This window comes from Chryseobacterium aurantiacum (genome assembly GCF_003020585.1).
In the GTDB taxonomy this organism is placed as follows: domain Bacteria; phylum Bacteroidota; class Bacteroidia; order Flavobacteriales; family Weeksellaceae; genus Chryseobacterium; species Chryseobacterium aurantiacum.
On sequence record NZ_PXUE01000001.1, the window covers coordinates 1,374,098 to 1,392,727 of the forward strand.

The following is an 18,630-nucleotide window of genomic DNA, read 5'->3' on the forward strand; positions in this document are numbered from 1 at the left end:
CACTATTTAATAGGCCGGCATTCGTGTTGGTCTTTTTTTATGGATAAAATCATGATGGAGATATCCATGTAATAAAATAATTTTTTGCATTCAAATAAAGTAATTTCATGAATTAATTTGTTTGAATTTTATAACTTTGATAGATGGAATCAACAGAATCATTAAGCGGTTTTTATGAAAGAAATGCTCCTGATCAGGGATTGCAGTGTATCGGAACAAATGGGATGGGACATTTTAATGTTTTTTCAAGGGAATTTTGTTCCCTGTTGTCTCCCTATAGCAGAAGAGATTACTATAAAATTTCATTAATCATAGGAAAAGGAAAGCTTCATTATGCTGATAAATGGATTCAGGTAGATCGTCCGGCGTTATTGTTCTCAAACCCTATTGTTCCTTACTCCTGGGAGGCTGATGATGAAGATCAGAAAGGCTGGTTTTGTCTTTTTACAGAGCAATTTTTGCAGAATGGAAGCCGTTTGGGCAATCTTCAGGACTCTCCGCTTTTTAAGATTGGAGGAACTCCGGTTTTCTTTGTAGAGAAAGAACAGCAGGAAATACTTTCGGATTTGTATACCAAAATGATGACGGAAATTCAATCGGATTACATTCATAAATATGATATGCTTAGGGCCTATCTTCATCTGATGATTCATGAAACAATGAGAATGCATCCTGCAGAAACCTTTGAACCTTACCAAAATGCGTCACAAAGAGTGGCTTCTTTATTCATGGAACTGTTGGAAAGACAATTCCCCATTGATAGCCCCGAGGCATTTTTAAAGCTAAAAACCCCGAATGATTATGCACAGAGCCTTTCTATTCATGTGAACTCTTTAAACCGCTCTGTGAAGGAGATTACGGGGAAAACTACCAGTCAGCAGATTACAGGACGAGTTATTCAGGAAGCCAATGCCCTGTTGACTCATACAGACTGGAATATTGCGGAAATAGCCTATGGGTTGGGCTTTGAAGAACCTGCCTATTTTACCAATTACTTTAAAAAGCAAACTGGAGTAACCCCAAATGCCCTAAGAATGAACCTTGTTTGAATTTTATAATTCTTAGTTTGAATTCTATACTAGATATGGATCTTTCATGTTCTAATTTTGTCCTATAAAATTAAAATCAAAACCATCATGAAATTTAGAAAATTAGGAAACACAGGTGAGCAGCTTTCTGCTATTGGCTTAGGTTGTATGGGAATGAGCTTTGCTTACGGACCTGCAGACGAACAGGAAAGTATCAATACTTTACATAAAGCCTTAGATTTAGGAGTTAACTTTTGGGATACTGCAGATATGTATGCCAACGGAGAAAATGAAAAGCTGATCTCCAAGGTTTTAGTTCCCAATAGAGATAAAATTTTTATTGCAACTAAATTCGGGTTCAGGTTTAAGGATGGAAAAGCCAGTCATAGCGGTGCTCCGGGGACCTATTTTGATGGCTCACCGGAATGGATTAAAAAGGCTGTGGATTTAAGTCTTCAAAGATTAAAAATAGATACCATAGACTTGTATTATGCCCACAGAGTTGATCCAAATGTCCCAGTAGAAGAAACAGTAGGAGCAATGGCTGAATTGGTAAAAGCCGGAAAAGTAAAATACATCGGGCTGTCGGAAGCTTCCGCAGAATCAATAAGAAAAGCCAACAAAATTCATCCTATTACTGCTTTACAATCAGAATATTCTATCCTTACGAAAGATGTTGAGAATGAGATCCTACCAACGATCAGAGAATTAGGGATTTCCCTGGTTCCTTATTCGCCACTGGCAAGGGGACTTTTTGCCAATATCAGTGAGGTCCAAAATCTTGGTGACGATGATTTCAGAAAATCATTACCTCGCTATCAGCAGGAATATCTGGAGAATAATACTAAACTGGCTAATGAGATTAATGAATTTGCAGCTTCCAAGGGCGTAAAAGGAACTCAATTGGCACTGGCGTGGGTACTGAACCAGGGAGATGATATTATTCCAATTCCGGGTACCAAGCGAATCAAGTATCTGGAAGAAAATATTGCCACCGTTACTATTGATCTTTCCCAATCCGATCTGGATACCATTGATGCTATTCTGAAAAAATACCCGAATGTAGGAGAAAGGTACAGTGAGGGTTCTATGAAATTAGTAAACAATTAAAGACTATACTCAAACTGAGTTTCTGAATTACAGAAGCTCAGTTTTTTGTTGGATATAAAAATTGAAAAACACCACATTACAATATGAATAGAAGAGACTTATTAAAAAATGGATTATTGGCGGGAGCATTAAGTTTAGTTCCCTTTTCTAATGTTTTTGCAGAGACAAAGACAACTTCAGAAACCCTTGAAGATGATTTATCCGGTTTTAAAAAAATAAAATTGGGAGAGTTGGAGCTGTTTGTTCTTACAGGCGGATATATCCATGAAACAGATATGAATTCATTTGCTCCACGAGGGAACGTCTCAGAATTGAAAACCATTCTTAAAGATCATTTTAGATCAGAAGACTATATTGATATGGCTCTGAATTTTCTGTTGATTAAAACAAAGAACAGACTTATTTTAATGGATACAGGAATGGGGATTTTTGCGGATGAAAGATCTGGATTTTTGTTGAAAAGCCTCCAAAAGGCAGGTTTCTCTACAAAAGATATTACTGATATTTTTATTTCTCATGCCCATCCTGATCATATTGGAGGAGTGCTGGATAAGCAAAATTCTCTTGTTTTCCCGAATGCCGACATTTTCATTTCAAAAACTGAACATGATTTCTGGATGAATGCATCCATTAAAGATTTTAACAATAGTGCTTTGAAAGCTAAACCGGAATTGCTCGGTCAGATTATTTCCGCGCTTCAAAATATACTAAAAACCATTAAGCCCAAGTTGAAGTTCTATGACTTTAACAATCCATTGTATGATTGTTTCAGTTTTCAGCTGGCTCCGGGGCATACTCCCGGTTTAACGGTGACTACAATATCTTCGGGGAATGAAAAACTCATATATATTGCGGATCTCATTCATTCTGATGTTATTCTTTTTCCTCATCCTGAATGGGGATTTTTCGGTGATACGGACCTGGATATTGCTACTGCTTCAAGAAAAAAGCTTCTCCTACAATTGGCAGATACCAAAACCAGAGCATTTGCCTGTCATTTGCCTTGGCCCGGTCTAGGCTTTACAAAGAAAAAAGACACAGGGTTTGAATGGATTCCGGAAATTTTTATGAATTAGGTAGCAGATCAGAGAGTAGGGATGTAATGAATAGTTTGATGCTTTATTTTTAAAATAAAAAAGCTCCTTAAAAAAGGAGCTTTTTATGTATATGAGTATCAGAAATTAAATTCCGTCAACAATTTCATTTAAAACAGTACTTGGTCTCATTGCTGAATACGTTTTATAAGTATCAGTCTTGTAGTAACCATCAATGTTTTGAGGTTTACCCTGAGCACCAATTAATTCTGCATTAATCACTTCTTCGTTTTCTTTCATTGCTTGTGCAACCGGAGCAAACTGAGCAGCCAATTCAGCATCAGCAGTTTGGTTAGCCAAAGCCTCAGCCCAATACATTGCTAAATAGAAGTGAGAACCTCTGTTATCAATCTGACCTACTTTTCTTGCAGGAGACTTATCGGTTGCCAAGAACTTAGCATTAGCTTCATCCAATGCATCAGCTAAAACCTGAGATTTTGTATTTCCTTGAGTTTGAGCTAAATGCTCTAAAGAAGCCTGTAACGCCAAGAACTCACCTAGAGAATCCCATCTTAGGTATCCTTCTTCAAGGAATTGCTCAACGTGTTTTGGAGCAGAACCTCCGGCACCTGTTTCAAATAAACCACCACCGTTCATTAATGGAACAATAGAAAGCATTTTTGCAGAAGTACCAAGTTCAAGGATTGGGAAAAGGTCAGTTAAGTAATCTCTCAATACGTTTCCTGAAACAGAAATTGTATCCTTACCTTCTCTTGCTCTTTTTAAAGTTTCAGTCATTGCATCTTTTACATCAAGAATTCTGATGTCTAGACCTGTTGTATCGTGGTCAGCAAGATATTTTTCTACTTTTTTGATGATCTCTCTGTCGTGAGCTCTACCTTTGTCTAACCAGAAGATAGCAGGAGTATCGGAAAGTCTTGATCTGTTTACAGCCAGTTTTACCCAGTCCTGAATAGGAGCATCCTTAGTTTGACACATTCTGAAGATGTCATTCTTTTCTACTTTTTGAGAAAGAAGAACATTTCCAGCTTCATCCTGAACTTCTACAGTTCCGTCAGCAGATAATTGGAAAGTCTTGTCGTGAGAACCATATTCCTCAGCTTTTTGAGCCATTAATCCAACGTTTGGAACAGATCCTATTGTAGTTGGATCTAATTTTCCGTGCGCTTTCATATCATCAATTACAGACTGGTAGAAACCTGCATAAGAACGATCTGGGATGATACAAACAGTGTCTTCTTCATTTCCTTCCTTGTTCCACATTTTACCTCCACCTCTTACAAGGGCAGCCATAGATGCGTCTACAATGATGTCAGAAGGCACGTGGAAGTTAGTAATTCCTTTGTCAGAATTTACCATTGCCACTCTAGGTCCGTCAGCAAGAGCTTTTTCAATGTCAGCCTTGATGTCAGCCTCCTGAGCATTTCCTTTGATTTTTTCAAAAAGATCAGCAAGACCATTATTAGGATTGATATCTAAAGATTTGAAAGTCTCAGCATATTTAGTAAATACCTCCTTGAAGAAAGTTTCTACAATAGCTCCGAAAATGATTGGATCAGAGATCTTCATCATCGTAGCCTTAAGGTGAGCAGAAAGAAGTACATTTCTTTTCTTAGCTTCCTCGATAGCTTCCTGAACGAATACTTTTAATGCATTCAGGTTCATTACAGAAGAATCAATTACTTCACCAGCCTGAAGACCTGCGAAGTCCTTTAGTAAAGTTTCAGCACCGTCATTCCCTTTGAATACGATTTTGTATTTTGTAGCATTTTCTAATGTAGTAGAATTCTCTGTTCCGTAGAAATCACCATTGTTCATGTGAGCTACGTCAGTTTTGCTGTCAGATGCCCAATTACCCATTCTGTGAGGGTTTGTTTTAGCATAATTTTTAACAGCTTTTGGAGCACGTCTGTCAGAATTTCCCTCTCTTAGTACAGGGTTTACAGCACTACCCAAAACCTTTGCATATTTAGCCTTAATTGCTTTTTCTTCGTCATTTTTAGGCTCTGCAGGGTAATTTGGAACTGCGAAACCTTTAGCCTGTAGTTCAGCGATAGCAGCGTCAAGCTGAGGAACAGAAGCAGAAATATTTGGTAATTTGATGATATTAGCTTCAGGCTTAGTTGCCAATTCTCCTAATTCTGCTAAAGCATCACCAATTTTTTGGTCATCCTTTAAAAACTCAGGAAAGTTAGCTAAAATTCTTCCTGCCAAAGAAATATCCGGAACAGCGATCTCAATATTTGCTGATTTAGTGAAAGCTTTTACAATAGGTAAAAACGAGTGTGTAGCCAGCATTGGTGCTTCATCCGTTAACGTGTAGTAAATTTTTGATTTTTCTGACATTATACTGTTATTTGTTATTTGAAATTTTAAGTCCCACAAATTTACTAAATATGATTGTTTTATTTGGAGTTTTTACATAAAAAAAAGAGGCTTTTACCTCTTTATATTTCATATTGGTTTATATCGGTATAATTGAATAAGCTACAGACATATTGACATTTATTTTTTAAATAATTCTACAATTTTTAGATACTAGGATTTTTTATCACATAGATATTGGTTTTTCAGTACTGTAGCTAAAGGGTTTTGTCTGAAAAACCGATTGCCAGGTGGAAGACTTTTAATTTTCACTTTAAGATTAATTTAACCTTAATTACACAGAAAAAAAATCTATTTTTGATTACATTTGAAAAACTAAAAAAATAAATATTATGTCAACGACAATCACTTTAAAAGGAAACGAAGTACACACAATAGGATCATTACCATCAATAGGAGCTAAAGTTAAAGATTTTGCCTTAGTAGATTCTGGGCTAAACGTAAAGACTCTTGATACTTTTGCAGGAAAGAAAAAAGTATTCAATATCTTCCCAAGTATCGATACGCCAACTTGTGCCGCTTCCAGCAGAAAGTTTAATGAAGAAGCTTCAAAACTGAATAATACAGTGGTTATTAATGTTTCCAAAGACCTTCCGTTTGCATTAGGAAGATTTTGTGCAGCAGAAGGATTGAACAATGTAGAGACGCTTTCTGATTTCAGAAGCAGCTTTGGGGATGATTATGAAGTGGTAATCACAGATTCTCCTTTAAAAGGTTTACTAAGCCGTGCCGTAATTGTTACAGACGAAAACAATAAAGTAATTTATACAGAACAGGTTTCAGAAATTGCAAATGAGCCTAACTATGATGCAGCGCTTACAGCATTGAATCAATAATAAAAATAATTTTTGTAAAAAAGCCTTGTGAATTCAATTTTTGCAAGGCTTTTTTTGAAAATAAAACCTAATTAAATAACACCAAATGATGTCAGACAATTATAAGAAATATGGAGAACTTTTCCAGGTTGACTCAGATCATTTCGAAGAATTTTATGCATTGCTTCATGACACAAAACTTTTAAAATCTGATTTCTTTCTGAAACAGGGAGAAAAATGCAAATATCTGGGATTTATCAAAAAAGGAACCATCAGATCTTTCTATATCAATGATCAGGGGCGCGAAATCAACTTCGGATTCTATTTTGAAAATGAATTTTTTACCGATTATGAAAGCATCCTTTGTGATACCGTCTCCAACATGAATATTCAGGCTCTTGAAAACTGTGAAATTTTGCTGCTAAGCAAAGACCATCTGCAGGCTTTATATAAAAAAGAAGCCTACTGGCAGCAATTCGGAAGAGTGATGAGTGAAAAAATTTATCTGGATGCAAAAAAAAGAATTGATGATCTATTATGCCTGTCTCCGGAAAACAGATATCTAAATCTTTTAAAACAACAACCTCTTCTTTTTCAGAAAATAGCCCAGAAACATATTGCCAGTTACCTTGGTGTAACAGAGCAGTCACTCAGCCGTATAAGAAGCCGGATTGTTAATTAACTTAAGTTAACGTCCGCTGATATTTTTAACCGTAGCTTTATCATTATCAAATTTTAACACAATCATTATGGAACAAAAAGATTTAACCATTATTTTGGTTCACGGAGCATGGGGAGACGGATCACACTGGCAATACGTTATTCCTTCACTTACTAAAGCAGGATATAAAGTAAGAAGTGTTCAGAACCCATTAACTTCACTACAGGACGATATTAATAAGACTAAGGATCTTATTGATGCCCAAGATGGGAAAGTGCTTTTAGTAGGGCATTCTTATGGAGGTGCCGTTATCTCAGGAGCAGGACATCATGAAAAAGTTGCAGGATTGGTTTATATTGCAGCCTTTGCACCTGATGCAGGAGACAGTTTGGGAGCTCTTTTAGGAAGACGTGAGTCACCTGGTGGAGCAAGTATTTATCCTGATAACAAAGGTTTTTTATGGATTAAATATGATGAATTTAAATCTGCTTTCTGCCAGGATTTAGATGATGAAAAAGCATTGGTGATGTCACTATCCCAAAAACCTATTCACGGACAGTGTTTTGGAGATGTAGCGGGTGAACCTGCCTGGAAAATACGCCCAAGTTGGTATCAAATATCATTGCAGGACCGTATGATTCCTGCGGAAACAGAAAAAGAAATGGCAGAACGTCTTGAGCCTAAGAAAATAATCTCTTTAGAGGCAGGACATGCTTCATTGGCATCACATCCTGAAGAAGTTACTCAGTTGATTTTAGAAGCTGCTGCTTCAATTTAATACAATATACAGTACAATAATTTATTAGGTCTTGTGAAATTTTATGTAATTTCACAAGACCTTTTTTAATGGAAAAACAAGTGCAAAATGGTAAAAAGAATTGTAGCTAATATTAAAACGGATGATCTTTCCAAAGCAAATCAATTTTATCAGGACATTCTGGAACTGGATGTTTTGATGGATCATGGCTGGATCAAAACCTTAGGAAACAATGAAGAAGCCAAAATTCAAATCAGTTTTGCAGAACAGGGGGGAAATGATACGGAAGTTCCTGATCTTTCCATTGAAGTGGATAATGTAGATGAACTCTATGATAAAATGAAAAATGCAGGCTTCGAAATCACTTATGAAATCACCAAAGAAGATTGGGGCGTTCGCCGGTTTTTTGTAAAAGATCCGTTTGGAAAATTAATTAATATTCTTTCTCATTTATAAATACATCATCGCATGAAAGCAGAACAGATTATTCCTGTACTCAGAATTTTTGATTATCAGAAAGCACTTGAATTTTATGTTGACTGGTTAGGATTTGAAATCGTTTGGGAACACCGGTTTGAAGAAAATTTTCCCGTTTACATTGAGGTGAAAAAAGAGAACATGGTTTTTCACCTGAGTGAGCATCATGGTGATGCAAGCCCCGGAAGCAGTATCTTTATATGGGGAGAGGGGGTTGTAGAATACCATAAAGAGCTTATTGGTAAAAACTACAAATACAACCGTCCTGGATTTGAAAAAACATTTTATGACGCAGTTTCTTTCACTGTAAATGATCCTTTTGGAAATAAAATTATTTTCAATGAAAAGTTTGAGGAAGCAAAGCATAAAGACCTGGAACTAGACTCACAGGGTTGATTCTGCTCATATATATACTATGCTCTGCAATATACATCAGGAATTTGAAGCTCCGGAAGAACTTCGGGATACCATAAAATGCTTTTGGTATAACAGAAGAGATTATGGAAAGGAATCATCCGTATTTACAGTACTTCCGGATGGTTATGTTGAAATTATCTTTCATTTTGGAAATGGATGTAGTATTTCTCATCAGGGAATACTACAGACTTTACCTTCTCCGTTTATCATGGGACTGCTTAATCAGCCTGCTATTTTTCATGCTCAGAACCAACTGGAAATTATCGGGATCAGATGTTTCCCTTGGGCGGTTTTTGATCTTCTGGAGCTTCCCTCAGAAAAAACTGAAAACGGTACTCATATATTTGAACACCCTGTGGTGCAGCTTCACCCTGCATTGCATCATCTTATTACCCAAGGGCAAATTGAGGAAGCTATTTCTTTGGTAGAGCAATACTTTATAAAATTACACGAACAGATTACTGTAGATAGTCTCCTTTTCAAAGCAGGAGCAGCTATGAGAAAAAATTATGGTGCTATTCCTGTAAATCAAGTGGCTGATTCTGCTCACACAACAGCCCGAACGTTAGAAAGAAAATTTAAACAGTCTTCCGGACACACTGTGAAAGATGTATCCGGAATTATGCGTTTTGAACAGATAAGAAACCGTTTGTGGCATGCTCCCGAGACTTCTATTGCTGCCCTTGCACAGGAATTTGGATATACAGACCAATCTCATTTGAGCAGAGAGTTTAAAAGATATAGCGGTACTACACCCGCTGTTTTTGCGAGGGAAGCCAAAAAAAGAAAACAAACCCTAAGCAATGATTTTGTCGCATTTGTACAAGCATGATACAATTGCATTCCGGAATTTTGTAGTACAATAATACATTACAAAATTATGGTACTGAATCATAAAAAAATAGCCATCATTGGAGCAGGCCCGGTTGGCTTAACAATGGCTCTTTTATTACAGCAAAAAGGAATTGAAGTAAGGGTCTATGAAAGAGACAGGGACGCACAGACAAGAGTTTGGGGCGGTACATTGGATCTTCATCAGGAATCAGGGCAGAAAGCCATGAAAAAAGCAGGATTGCTTGACCAATATTACGCTATAGCATTACCAATGGGGATCAATATTGCTGATGAACAAGGGAATATATTGTTTACAAAAAATATTACACCTGAAAATCAACATGACAATCCTGAAATCAACAGAAATCATTTAAGAGAAATATTGCTGAATAGTCTGGATGATAATACCGTTGTTTGGGATATGAATTTTACCGAAATGGAAGAAAGTGACGGGAAATGGCTGCTTCACTTCAAAGACAAGCCCGATGTAACAGCGGATCTGGTTATTGGTGCCAACGGAGGAATGTCCAAGGTAAGAAAATATGTGACTGATGCTGAAGTGGAAGAAACCGGAACTTTTATTATTCAGGGAGATATTCCGCATCCTGAGAACATATGTCCCGAATTCTTCGAATGGTGTGACGGGAAAAGACCAATGGCAGCTTATGAGGGAAATTTATTGGTAGCCAACCCTTATAATAACGGTTCCTTGACTTATGGGGTTATATTCAAAAAACCTGAAGAGTGGAAAGATGGCTGTACACTGGACTTTAACAATACAGAACAGATCCGTCAGTTTCTTTCCGAAAGATTCTCTTCATGGAATGAAATTTATCAACAGCTATTTTCATCAACTTCCTTTTTTGTAGGATTACCAACAAGAAAAATTCCATTAGATCACCCCTGGAAAAATAATCGCCCACTACCTGTAACACTTATTGGAGACGCTGCTCATCTTATGCCTCCTTTTGCAGGACAAGGAGTCAATACCGGATTGATGGATGCTTTAATTTTATCAGAAAATTTAACAGAAGGAAAATATCCAACCCTATGGGAAGCCATTCATGCTTACGAACAAAAAATGCTGATCTATGCTAAAGAAGCACAACTTGAATCCGGTAAAAATGAAATGGAAATGCGTGATGTCAGTTTTTCTTTTACAAGCCTCATTCAATAGTTCCTGAAGCAATAACATAATTAATGATCCGGATCATTAAACAGTAAGATGAATAAAACCTACCTTTACACTTTAAAAATAGAATGAAACGTTCAGGAACAGCAGATTTACCTCTTCACTATGGCAAAGTACCGCCGTGGCTGTATGAGCGTATGTCTGTTCTGGGACTCTCTATTATTGAAGTAATTCTCATGGATTATGGTAAAGATGAGGTATTGCGCCGATTAGCTGATCCGTTTTGGTTTCAGAGTTTTGGAGCCGTAATGGGGATGGACTGGCATTCTTCAGGAATTACCACCTCTGTTATGGGAGCCTTGAAGCGTTCCATCAATCCCAACTCGCAATCACTGGGGCTCTACATTTGTGGTGGAAAAGGAAAATTCTCCAGAGAAACCCCGTCAGAGCTTATTCAGATTGCTGAAAAGACAGGTCTCAACGGTACCGAATTGGTAAGAGCCAGTAAGCTTTCTGCCAAGGTGGATAATACAGCTATTCAGGATGGCTATCAATTGTATTTGCATAATTTTGTTTTGTCAGATAACGGAAACTGGAGTGTTATTCAGCAGGGAATGCATGAGTCTGATGGAACTGCAAGAAGATATCACTGGCATTCTGAAAACATAACTTCATTTGTAGAAGAACCCCACACAGGAATCAGTGGGATTTCCAGAGGACATATTTTAAACCTTACCGATTCGGAAGCCTCAGAAAATCGAAAAGGAATTTTGGATATCTCTCATACAGACTCTGTAGATGTCATGAAAGACTTTTCAAGGCTTATTCTTCCTGCTCATCATGATGTTCGGGCTTCAGATGTTGATCTTAAACGGCTGGGGGCCCTTTTATATGTTACCCGTGAACAACAGCCTCAGAACTTTGAGGATCTGTTGATGTTGGAGGGAGTAGGTCCAAGAACAATGCAATCATTGGCTTTGGTGAGTGAAGTAATTCATGGCGGGCCGGCAAGATTTGCTGATCCGGCAAGGTTTTCCTTTGCTCATGGGGGCAAGGATGGTCATCCTTTTCCGGTTCCAATTAATACCTATGATGAAAGTATTAGTATCCTAAGAAAGGGAATAGAAAAATCTAAACTTGGGAATTCTGATAAACTGAATACTTTAAATAAGCTTCATCAAATAATAACCACAGCCGAGAAAGATTTTACTCCAGATTTCGATATTCAGGAAGTTATTGAGGACGAAAGACAGAACTCATGGCGTTTTGGAGGTAAGACGGTATTCGGAGATGCGAAGAAACCTAATTCTTCCAATGGCATTCAGCTATCCTTGTTTTAGTGATAATATTTTCAATAAAATAAAAAAGGCCTATAATTATTCCCTTTCTCTGGGAGCATGGCAAATCACGAATCTTAAAGGATAATTCAAATTTAACGGTTACGATACTTTTACAAAAAACAAAACATCTGTTTAATTATTTTGATTTATAAAAATATTTTATTTTCAGCACAGTATGTGGTTTAAAAGAAGAGTAAAATTATTTTGTTTAATATTTATTATCTTCATTCAATTAAAAATTCTATTTTTAAAGTCTTAAAAAAACAAGCTGATGACTAATAAATCCTTAGAAATATGCTATGATTTCCCATTTTTCTTTCAGGAAGAACTTGAGGAAATATTCAAGGCACATGAAAAGACATCGTTTCAAAAAGGTGAATTTATTCTTGAAGAAGGAAAAACAGCCAATGAATACTATATTCTGGATAGCGGATTGGCTCGCTCATTTGTTAATGATTTCAATGGAAATGAGGTTACCACTCACTTTTTTGTGGAAAACGAAGTGATTATTGAGGTTTTATCTATGTTTCAAAGAATTCCCTCTCAAGAAAACATTGTCTGCATTACAGATTGCGAATGCTGGAAGCTGGATTATGATACCTTTCAGGAACTATTCCATAAAATTCCAAATCTAAGGGAATGGGGCAGATCATGGATGTCCAAGGAACTCTTTGCTTACAAACAGCGGTCCGTAGAAATGTTTACCCTTTCCGCTACCAAAAGATACCTGAATCTGCTGGAACAAAAGTCCAGAGTAATACAGTTTGCCCCATTGAAGCAGATAGCCTCATATCTGGGAGTTACAGATACTTCCCTGAGCAGAATACGTAAAGAATTGGTCTCACATCCCAAGAAAATTTAAATCTTGCCCTATGGCAAGTAGATTTTCATTGCACCTTGGTAATTTTGGTTTAAAGTTTAACACCAAAAATTACAAAAATGAAAGTCAACCAAATCTATGTCAATTTACCCATAAAGGACGTACAAAAAACCAGAGAATTCTGGACAAAGCTTGGGTTTTCCATTAATGAGCAGTTTTCAGATGATAAAGCAATATGTGTAGTAATGAAAGAAGATTATATCTACACCATGTTTCTGAAAGAAGAATTTTTCCAAACCTTTACCAACAGACCTTATGCTAAAGGAGATACCACACAGGTTCTTCTTGCCATTGGAGTAGACAGCCGTGAAGAAGTAGATCAGATTGTGAAGACCGCTATTGAAAACGGAGGCTCAAAATATAGTGAATCCATGGATCATGGATGGATGTACCAAAGCGCTTTTGCAGATATTGACGGCCATCAGTGGGAAGTAATGCATGCAGATGCTTCTCAGATTCCTACAGAATAATAGATCAACCTAAACATCACATTAGAAATATGGAAACAGCTTCAAATGAGATCGAATTGGTGAAAAACCAAATATTCAGCAGCCTCAAAATAATTTCTTTAAATACAGAGGGAATTAGCCATGAAGAATCAATGATTTTCCCTAATGATGAAGCCAATTGCATGAACTGGATTCTGGGACATTTAATCTACATCAGAAACAGCTTATTAAATATCTTGGGAGAAGAGTCCGTTTGGGACAGTGAAAAATTCTCATTTTACAATAGAGGAGAAATTGCCTGGGACAGAAAAGCAGAGTTTATAAATTTTGATGAACTCAAATCCTATCTCCAACAATCACAAGATAAGTTGGACACAAAACTGAACAACCTTGAAAGCTTTAAGGAAGAAAATATTAAAGATATTTCAACCCTTTGTCTCCACGAGATTTATCATGGCGGGCAGCTGGGGTATCTCCGAAGAATTCTTGGAAGGCCCGGAGCAATAAGATGATATTATTAAATCCGTGAAACCTACAACAGAATAAGACAGTAAGTTTTATAAGAAATTAGATCCTGTGCCTTTACATTTTGCAATATCTAATTTTAAATCTTTAAAAAATAATAAAATGGACACCCCAAAATCAAAAAAAATAGAACTCATCATTCCGGCTTACAGAATGCATACCCAAGGCTTTATGAATGTTTTGGATGGTATTTCGGAAGAAGATGGCTTGAAAAGAATTGAAAACAAAACCAACCACATTGTATGGATGGCAGGAAACTTTGTGAATATGCGCTATGGCTTGGGCTGGGTGCTTGGACTGCAGGAACAGGATCCTAATAACGATCTTTTCTTTCAGGGTAAAGCATTGGATGAAAACATTCAATATCCTAGTCTGGCAGATCTGAAGAAGAATTTTCATGAGATTTCTCCAAAAGTATATCAGAAATTATGGGAAGTAACTGATGAAGAACTGGATGAGATCTTTGAAATAGGAATGAACATTCCTTTTATAAAAGAAACAAAGCTCAATTTTGCAGGCATGTGCATTGGGCGTGAAGACTATCTCTGCGGACAGATAGGATTAATGCGTAGAATCTTAAACTATCCGGGAATGAAGTATGATGTGGATGAAAATCTTAATTATTAATCTATGGATCCAGTAGAAAAAGGGTATAAAAGCGTTCATGGAATACAGCTGTATTATGAGATCTATGGAGCTGGAAAACCATTAGTGCTTATTCATGGTGGTGGTTCTTCTATTTTGTATGATTTTAAAGAAGTCATTACAAGGCTGAAAGATAAGTTTCAGCTTATTGGAATTGATCTTCAAAATCATGGACGAAGTGGGCATCGCGATATTTCCGAAACATTTGAACAGGATGCAGATGATGTTGCTGCACTTTTAGCAGAAATAAACGTCCATAAAGCCTCGTTTTGGGGATTCAGCAATGGTGGAAACACTGTGATGCAGATCGCTCACCGTCATCCCAATAGTGTAGAAAAATTGGTTGTTGCATCCGCATTTTATAAAAAAGAAGGCATGATGGATGGTTTCTTTGAGGCTATGCAGGAAGCCACCTTTGAATCAATGCCTGAACCATTTAAAATAAATTTTTTAAATCTCAATCCTGATTTTTCAAAACTTGAAAACCTTTTTGATAAGGATTGCAAAAGGATGCAAACCTTTGAAGACTGGGAAGATGAAGTCCTTACATCCATACAATCACCTGTATTGTTCATTTGTGGAGATAAAGATGTAATGAAGCCGGAGCATACGGTAGCAATGGGGCGGTTAGTGAAAGATTCCAGGTTAATGATACTTCCTGCAACTCATGGAACGTATATGATGGCCGACTTTGATGAAAGCATCAATGAAAACTTAATCAACTTTACGGTGAAAGAAGTAGAACATTTTTTAACCAATTAAAATCGTAATAAACTACAGACATTGATATGATGAATAAATAATCCTTGTCACCTATTTTCAAATAAATAATAACATTTAAAATTAAAATCATGGCAAAATTAAATCCGTACCTAAATTTCGATGGAACAGCTGAAGAAGCTTTCAATTTTTACAAATCTGTTTTTGGAGGCGAGTTCGTAGGAGAAGTTCATAAAATGGGAAATGCTCCCGGCACTGAAAATCTATCAGACGAGGAAAAGAACAGAGTAATGCATATTGCATTACCTATAGGAAATGACCTTTTAATGGCTTCGGACATTGTTCCGGGCTTTGGACAAACGCTGACGGTAGGAAATAACAATTATGTTTCTATTTTTCCTGACTCAAGAACCGATGCGGAAAGAATTTTTAAAGGACTTTCTGAGGGCGGAAATGTAGAAATGCCCCTTGAAGATCAGTTTTGGGGTGACTATTTTGGCAGCTTTCAGGATAAATATGGTGTTCATTGGATGGTGAATTATAATGAAGAGTATACAAAATAACCTTATATTTACTATATTTAACTAACGATAAAAGAGGTGCCTGTTGTGGGCAGCTCTTTTATTCAAATCACTAAAAAGTAAAACAATGGATCCAATTAAAATAGACATTACAATTTTAGCTCCTGTTGAGAAAGTATGGAATTATTTCAATGAACCTAAGCATATTACAAAATGGAACTTTGCCCATGAAACCTGGCAGTGTCCCAGCTCAGAGAATGATCTGAAAGTAGGAGGCAAATTCAAAAACAGGATGGAAGCCAAAGATAAAAGCTTCGCGTTTGACTTTGAAGGAGTATACGACGAAATTGTTCCTCATGAGAAAATTAAATATCATATGGAGGATGGACGAAAAGTTGAGGTGATCTTTGATAAAATAGATGAAAATACAACAAAGGTTATTGAAGTTTTCGATCCCGAAAAACAAAATTCTGTGGAAATGCAAAGAGATGGCTGGTATGCTATTCTTAATAATTTCCATAAATATGTAGAGAATCACTAAAAATATTTTTTGTAGCCATGATCAATTTAGTTATCATGTCAAAGAGTTTGAATTCCATTTATGCTATAAACTATGATCCCCAAGAGGATTTTCTTCATGGTGTAATTGCAATCCCGGCAAGAAAAGCCTTGAAAAAAGAAAAAATAGATTCTTTGGAAAAACTGTCAGATTATTCTGAAAAAGAACTTCTGCAGCTTCATGGTTTTGGAAAAAACGCAATGATGAGATTAAAAGACCATATGAAGGAGAATCATTTTTTTTTAAAAGAAGCGTAAAAAGTAAAGTCAAATTTTTTATCGTGTCATTGTAAATAAAGAAAAGTATTTCTTTAAGGGCAAAGGCATAAGATTTTTCTTGCTTAATGTTTTCATAAAAAAATATGAATACTTCCAACATGTATAGGTTTATCTGCGATACAATTTCTATTCTTGTACGCAGTTTTTACGGATTACGCAGATTTATCATCAATATGGGTCTGCTGAACCTATCAATCAATGAAAAAATAATTAAACTATATAAAGCCAATTTTAAAATTTAAGATTATGAATAAAGATATTTTCCCATGTCTCTGGTATGATGGTGATGCCAAACAATCTGCAGAATTTTACTGTAAAGTCTTTGGAGGAGAGATTACAGCAGACACTCCGGTTGTGATGAACATTGATCTGTTCGGGCAAAGAATAATGCTATTGAATGGAGGTCCACAATTTAAAAAGAACGCTTCCATTTCTTTCATGGTAATCTGCGATACAGAAGATGAGGTTCAAAAATATTGGGATCAGTTGATGAAAGGAGGGACGGCACTGATGGAGCTGGGCTCTTATTCTTGGAGCAAAAAATACGGATGGGTTCAGGATCAATATGGGGTGACGTGGCAATTATTCCTGGGAGAAAAATCTGGTGATCAAAAGATAGTTCCTACCATGATGTTCATTCACCAAAACAACGGTAAGGCCAAAGAAGCAATGGAACTTTATACCCAGACTTTCCCAAATTCAAGCATTGGAAATATCTTAAAATATGGGGATGGAAGTGAAGGACATCCCATTACAGAACCAGCAGAAAATGTTCAGCATGCCAATTTTATAATTGACAACTATACTTTATTCTGTATGGATAATTCCTACGATCATCAATTTGACTTTAATGAGGGAATCTCACTGGTTGTAATGACCGATGACCAGAAGCAAACCGACCATTATTGGAATACCTTAACGGCAAACGGAGGAAGAGAAAGTATGTGTGGATGGTTGAAAGATAAATATGGAGTAAGCTGGCAGATTGTCCCTAAAAGACTCATCCAATTAATGAATGACCCCAATCACGAAAAAGCTTATAATGTAGTGCAGGCCATGATGAAAATGCAGAGAATAATTATTCAGGATTTGGAAGACGCCTACAATTCCTAAAAACTTCGGCTTACTGTTTGATGCTATTTAGAAAAAGGTTTGCTTATGAAGACACAGAACAAATCAAAATCTAAGTCAAAAGTTCCCAAGGATGGGCAATTTCCGGAGATCATTCGGGATGACTATCAGGGAAGCAGAAAACTGCAAGGCAAAAAAGCGGTTATTTCAGGAGGAGATAGTGGGATAGGGCAGGCAGTTGCGGTTCATTTTGCAAGAGAAGGGGCAGATCTAGCCATTATCTATAAGGAAAGTGATAACGATGCCAAAGAAACCAGGAAGCTTGTTGAAAAAGAAGGTCAAAAATGTCTTTTAATTAAAGGAGATCTTACAAAGAAAGCATTTAGAAATAAATGTGCAGAAAAGATCAAATCAGTATGGAAGAACCTTGATATTCTTGTTAATAATGCAGGTATTCATACCTCAAAAAACAGTCTGGAAAAAATTTCGGATGAGCAGGTTCAGGATACATTTGATACCAATATCATTTCTATGATATCGTTCACCAGAAACTTTCTTCCCATGATGGGAAAAGGAGGACGAATTATCTGTACCACATCTGTTACAGCCTATCGGGGAAGTAATCATCTGATTGATTATGCTGCTACAAAAGGAGCTGTTTTATCCTTTATCCGATCATTGGCAGATAATCTTGCGGAAAAGAATATTTTGGTCAACGGAATTGCTCCCGGACCTATTTGGACCCCGCTTGTAAAAGAAGCCTTCAATGATCTTTCAACATTTGGGAAAGATACTCCACTGAAGCGCGCAGGTCAGCCGTCTGAAGTGGCTCCTGCTTATGTTTTTCTTGCCTCTAAAGATGCCAGTTATATTACGGGAGAAGTTATTCATATCAATGGTGGTGATTTTGTCGGTGGGTAGACTTCGGCGAGTTATCATTTATTATTAAATCAAAATTAAAATCAAAATTT

The 18,630-nt window shown here is 36.7% G+C and carries 22 protein-coding genes; 21 read left to right on the forward strand and 1 reads right to left on the reverse strand.

Annotated features, from left to right (window positions below):
* Window positions 1-143: 143 nt before the first annotated feature.
* The 3 genes from C7D53_RS06025 (at window position 144) to C7D53_RS06035 (ending at window position 3,214) form a co-directional block, all read left to right on the forward strand.
* Complete coding sequence (locus C7D53_RS06025) at window positions 144-1,049, forward strand: helix-turn-helix domain-containing protein (protein ID WP_106915450.1); 906 nt, start codon at window positions 144-146, stop codon at window positions 1,047-1,049.
* An 87-nt stretch (window positions 1,050-1,136) separates the two neighbouring features.
* Window positions 1,137-2,138, forward strand: coding sequence for an aldo/keto reductase (locus tag C7D53_RS06030; RefSeq protein WP_106915451.1), 1,002 nt, complete (start codon window positions 1,137-1,139; stop codon window positions 2,136-2,138).
* Between the two features lie 83 nt (window positions 2,139-2,221).
* The gene (locus C7D53_RS06035) at window positions 2,222-3,214 is read left to right on the forward strand and encodes an MBL fold metallo-hydrolase (protein ID WP_106915452.1); all 993 of its coding nucleotides are present in this window, start codon (window positions 2,222-2,224) and stop codon (window positions 3,212-3,214) included.
* 105 nt (window positions 3,215-3,319) lie between these two features.
* Here the strand turns inward: C7D53_RS06035 and C7D53_RS06040 are convergent, their stop codons facing one another.
* Window positions 3,320-5,539 carry an NADP-dependent isocitrate dehydrogenase gene (locus C7D53_RS06040; protein ID WP_106915453.1) on the reverse strand — a complete coding sequence of 740 codons (2,220 nt, stop codon included), beginning with the start codon at window positions 5,537-5,539 and terminating at the stop codon, window positions 3,320-3,322.
* A 371-nt stretch (window positions 5,540-5,910) separates the two neighbouring features.
* Here C7D53_RS06040 and tpx point away from each other — a divergent pair, with 371 nt between their 5' ends.
* The 18 genes from tpx (at window position 5,911) to C7D53_RS06130 (ending at window position 18,580) form a co-directional block, all read left to right on the forward strand.
* Complete coding sequence (gene tpx, locus C7D53_RS06045) at window positions 5,911-6,414, forward strand: thiol peroxidase (RefSeq protein ID WP_106915454.1); 504 nt, start codon at window positions 5,911-5,913, stop codon at window positions 6,412-6,414.
* Between the two features lie 85 nt (window positions 6,415-6,499).
* Window positions 6,500-7,075, forward strand: coding sequence for a Crp/Fnr family transcriptional regulator (locus C7D53_RS06050; RefSeq protein WP_106915455.1), 576 nt, complete (start codon window positions 6,500-6,502; stop codon window positions 7,073-7,075).
* A gap of 67 nt (window positions 7,076-7,142) precedes the next feature.
* Window positions 7,143-7,832, forward strand: coding sequence for an alpha/beta hydrolase (locus tag C7D53_RS06055; protein WP_106915456.1), 690 nt, complete (start codon window positions 7,143-7,145; stop codon window positions 7,830-7,832).
* An 87-nt stretch (window positions 7,833-7,919) separates the two neighbouring features.
* The gene (locus C7D53_RS06060; protein ID WP_106915457.1) at window positions 7,920-8,267 is read left to right on the forward strand and encodes a VOC family protein; all 348 of its coding nucleotides are present in this window, start codon (window positions 7,920-7,922) and stop codon (window positions 8,265-8,267) included.
* Window positions 8,268-8,279: 12 nt separating this feature from the next.
* The gene (locus C7D53_RS06065) at window positions 8,280-8,684 is read left to right on the forward strand and encodes a glyoxalase superfamily protein (protein ID WP_106915458.1); all 405 of its coding nucleotides are present in this window, start codon (window positions 8,280-8,282) and stop codon (window positions 8,682-8,684) included.
* A gap of 19 nt (window positions 8,685-8,703) precedes the next feature.
* The gene (locus C7D53_RS06070) at window positions 8,704-9,537 is read left to right on the forward strand and encodes a helix-turn-helix domain-containing protein (protein ID WP_106915459.1); all 834 of its coding nucleotides are present in this window, start codon (window positions 8,704-8,706) and stop codon (window positions 9,535-9,537) included.
* A 48-nt stretch (window positions 9,538-9,585) separates the two neighbouring features.
* A complete protein-coding gene (locus C7D53_RS06075; RefSeq protein WP_106915460.1) occupies window positions 9,586-10,716 on the forward strand; it encodes an FAD-dependent oxidoreductase in 1,131 nt (376 codons plus the stop codon).
* A gap of 83 nt (window positions 10,717-10,799) precedes the next feature.
* The gene (locus C7D53_RS06080; protein WP_106915461.1) at window positions 10,800-12,011 is read left to right on the forward strand and encodes a DUF763 domain-containing protein; all 1,212 of its coding nucleotides are present in this window, start codon (window positions 10,800-10,802) and stop codon (window positions 12,009-12,011) included.
* A 271-nt stretch (window positions 12,012-12,282) separates the two neighbouring features.
* Window positions 12,283-12,873, forward strand: coding sequence for a Crp/Fnr family transcriptional regulator (locus C7D53_RS06085; RefSeq protein WP_106915462.1), 591 nt, complete (start codon window positions 12,283-12,285; stop codon window positions 12,871-12,873).
* A 77-nt stretch (window positions 12,874-12,950) separates the two neighbouring features.
* The gene (locus tag C7D53_RS06090; protein WP_106915463.1) at window positions 12,951-13,361 is read left to right on the forward strand and encodes a VOC family protein; all 411 of its coding nucleotides are present in this window, start codon (window positions 12,951-12,953) and stop codon (window positions 13,359-13,361) included.
* Window positions 13,362-13,390: 29 nt separating this feature from the next.
* A complete protein-coding gene (locus C7D53_RS06095; protein ID WP_106915464.1) occupies window positions 13,391-13,852 on the forward strand; it encodes a hypothetical protein in 462 nt (153 codons plus the stop codon).
* Between the two features lie 115 nt (window positions 13,853-13,967).
* Entirely contained in the window at window positions 13,968-14,492 is a 525-nt protein-coding gene (locus C7D53_RS06100) for a hypothetical protein (RefSeq protein WP_106915465.1), read from the forward strand.
* A gap of 3 nt (window positions 14,493-14,495) precedes the next feature.
* Window positions 14,496-15,272, forward strand: coding sequence for an alpha/beta fold hydrolase (locus C7D53_RS06105; RefSeq protein WP_106915466.1), 777 nt, complete (start codon window positions 14,496-14,498; stop codon window positions 15,270-15,272).
* Window positions 15,273-15,361: 89 nt separating this feature from the next.
* Window positions 15,362-15,793 carry a VOC family protein gene (locus C7D53_RS06110; protein WP_106915467.1) on the forward strand — a complete coding sequence of 144 codons (432 nt, stop codon included), beginning with the start codon at window positions 15,362-15,364 and terminating at the stop codon, window positions 15,791-15,793.
* An 85-nt stretch (window positions 15,794-15,878) separates the two neighbouring features.
* The gene (locus C7D53_RS06115; RefSeq protein ID WP_106915468.1) at window positions 15,879-16,292 is read left to right on the forward strand and encodes an SRPBCC family protein; all 414 of its coding nucleotides are present in this window, start codon (window positions 15,879-15,881) and stop codon (window positions 16,290-16,292) included.
* Between the two features lie 17 nt (window positions 16,293-16,309).
* Window positions 16,310-16,567: a helix-hairpin-helix domain-containing protein gene (locus C7D53_RS06120; protein ID WP_162926098.1), complete on the forward strand. Its 258-nt coding sequence runs from the start codon at window positions 16,310-16,312 to the stop codon at window positions 16,565-16,567.
* A 267-nt stretch (window positions 16,568-16,834) separates the two neighbouring features.
* Complete coding sequence (locus C7D53_RS06125; RefSeq protein ID WP_106915469.1) at window positions 16,835-17,701, forward strand: VOC family protein; 867 nt, start codon at window positions 16,835-16,837, stop codon at window positions 17,699-17,701.
* 45 nt (window positions 17,702-17,746) lie between these two features.
* Complete coding sequence (locus C7D53_RS06130; protein WP_106915470.1) at window positions 17,747-18,580, forward strand: SDR family oxidoreductase; 834 nt, start codon at window positions 17,747-17,749, stop codon at window positions 18,578-18,580.
* Window positions 18,581-18,630: the final 50 nt, after the last annotated feature.

Coding starts and splice junctions, on each gene's coding strand:
- C7D53_RS06025 (WP_106915450.1), top strand. CDS start 144: ATGGAATCAACAGAATCATTAAGCGGTTTTTATGAAAGAAATGCTCCT.
- C7D53_RS06030 (WP_106915451.1), top strand. CDS start 1,137: ATGAAATTTAGAAAATTAGGAAACACAGGTGAGCAGCTTTCTGCTATT.
- C7D53_RS06035 (WP_106915452.1), top strand. CDS start 2,222: ATGAATAGAAGAGACTTATTAAAAAATGGATTATTGGCGGGAGCATTA.
- C7D53_RS06040 (WP_106915453.1), bottom strand. CDS start 5,539: ATGTCAGAAAAATCAAAAATTTACTACACGTTAACGGATGAAGCACCA.
- tpx (WP_106915454.1), top strand. CDS start 5,911: ATGTCAACGACAATCACTTTAAAAGGAAACGAAGTACACACAATAGGA.
- C7D53_RS06050 (WP_106915455.1), top strand. CDS start 6,500: ATGATGTCAGACAATTATAAGAAATATGGAGAACTTTTCCAGGTTGAC.
- C7D53_RS06055 (WP_106915456.1), top strand. CDS start 7,143: ATGGAACAAAAAGATTTAACCATTATTTTGGTTCACGGAGCATGGGGA.
- C7D53_RS06060 (WP_106915457.1), top strand. CDS start 7,920: ATGGTAAAAAGAATTGTAGCTAATATTAAAACGGATGATCTTTCCAAA.
- C7D53_RS06065 (WP_106915458.1), top strand. CDS start 8,280: ATGAAAGCAGAACAGATTATTCCTGTACTCAGAATTTTTGATTATCAG.
- C7D53_RS06070 (WP_106915459.1), top strand. CDS start 8,704: ATGCTCTGCAATATACATCAGGAATTTGAAGCTCCGGAAGAACTTCGG.
- C7D53_RS06075 (WP_106915460.1), top strand. CDS start 9,586: ATGGTACTGAATCATAAAAAAATAGCCATCATTGGAGCAGGCCCGGTT.
- C7D53_RS06080 (WP_106915461.1), top strand. CDS start 10,800: ATGAAACGTTCAGGAACAGCAGATTTACCTCTTCACTATGGCAAAGTA.
- C7D53_RS06085 (WP_106915462.1), top strand. CDS start 12,283: ATGACTAATAAATCCTTAGAAATATGCTATGATTTCCCATTTTTCTTT.
- C7D53_RS06090 (WP_106915463.1), top strand. CDS start 12,951: ATGAAAGTCAACCAAATCTATGTCAATTTACCCATAAAGGACGTACAA.
- C7D53_RS06095 (WP_106915464.1), top strand. CDS start 13,391: ATGGAAACAGCTTCAAATGAGATCGAATTGGTGAAAAACCAAATATTC.
- C7D53_RS06100 (WP_106915465.1), top strand. CDS start 13,968: ATGGACACCCCAAAATCAAAAAAAATAGAACTCATCATTCCGGCTTAC.
- C7D53_RS06105 (WP_106915466.1), top strand. CDS start 14,496: ATGGATCCAGTAGAAAAAGGGTATAAAAGCGTTCATGGAATACAGCTG.
- C7D53_RS06110 (WP_106915467.1), top strand. CDS start 15,362: ATGGCAAAATTAAATCCGTACCTAAATTTCGATGGAACAGCTGAAGAA.
- C7D53_RS06115 (WP_106915468.1), top strand. CDS start 15,879: ATGGATCCAATTAAAATAGACATTACAATTTTAGCTCCTGTTGAGAAA.
- C7D53_RS06120 (WP_162926098.1), top strand. CDS start 16,310: ATGATCAATTTAGTTATCATGTCAAAGAGTTTGAATTCCATTTATGCT.
- C7D53_RS06125 (WP_106915469.1), top strand. CDS start 16,835: ATGAATAAAGATATTTTCCCATGTCTCTGGTATGATGGTGATGCCAAA.
- C7D53_RS06130 (WP_106915470.1), top strand. CDS start 17,747: ATGAAGACACAGAACAAATCAAAATCTAAGTCAAAAGTTCCCAAGGAT.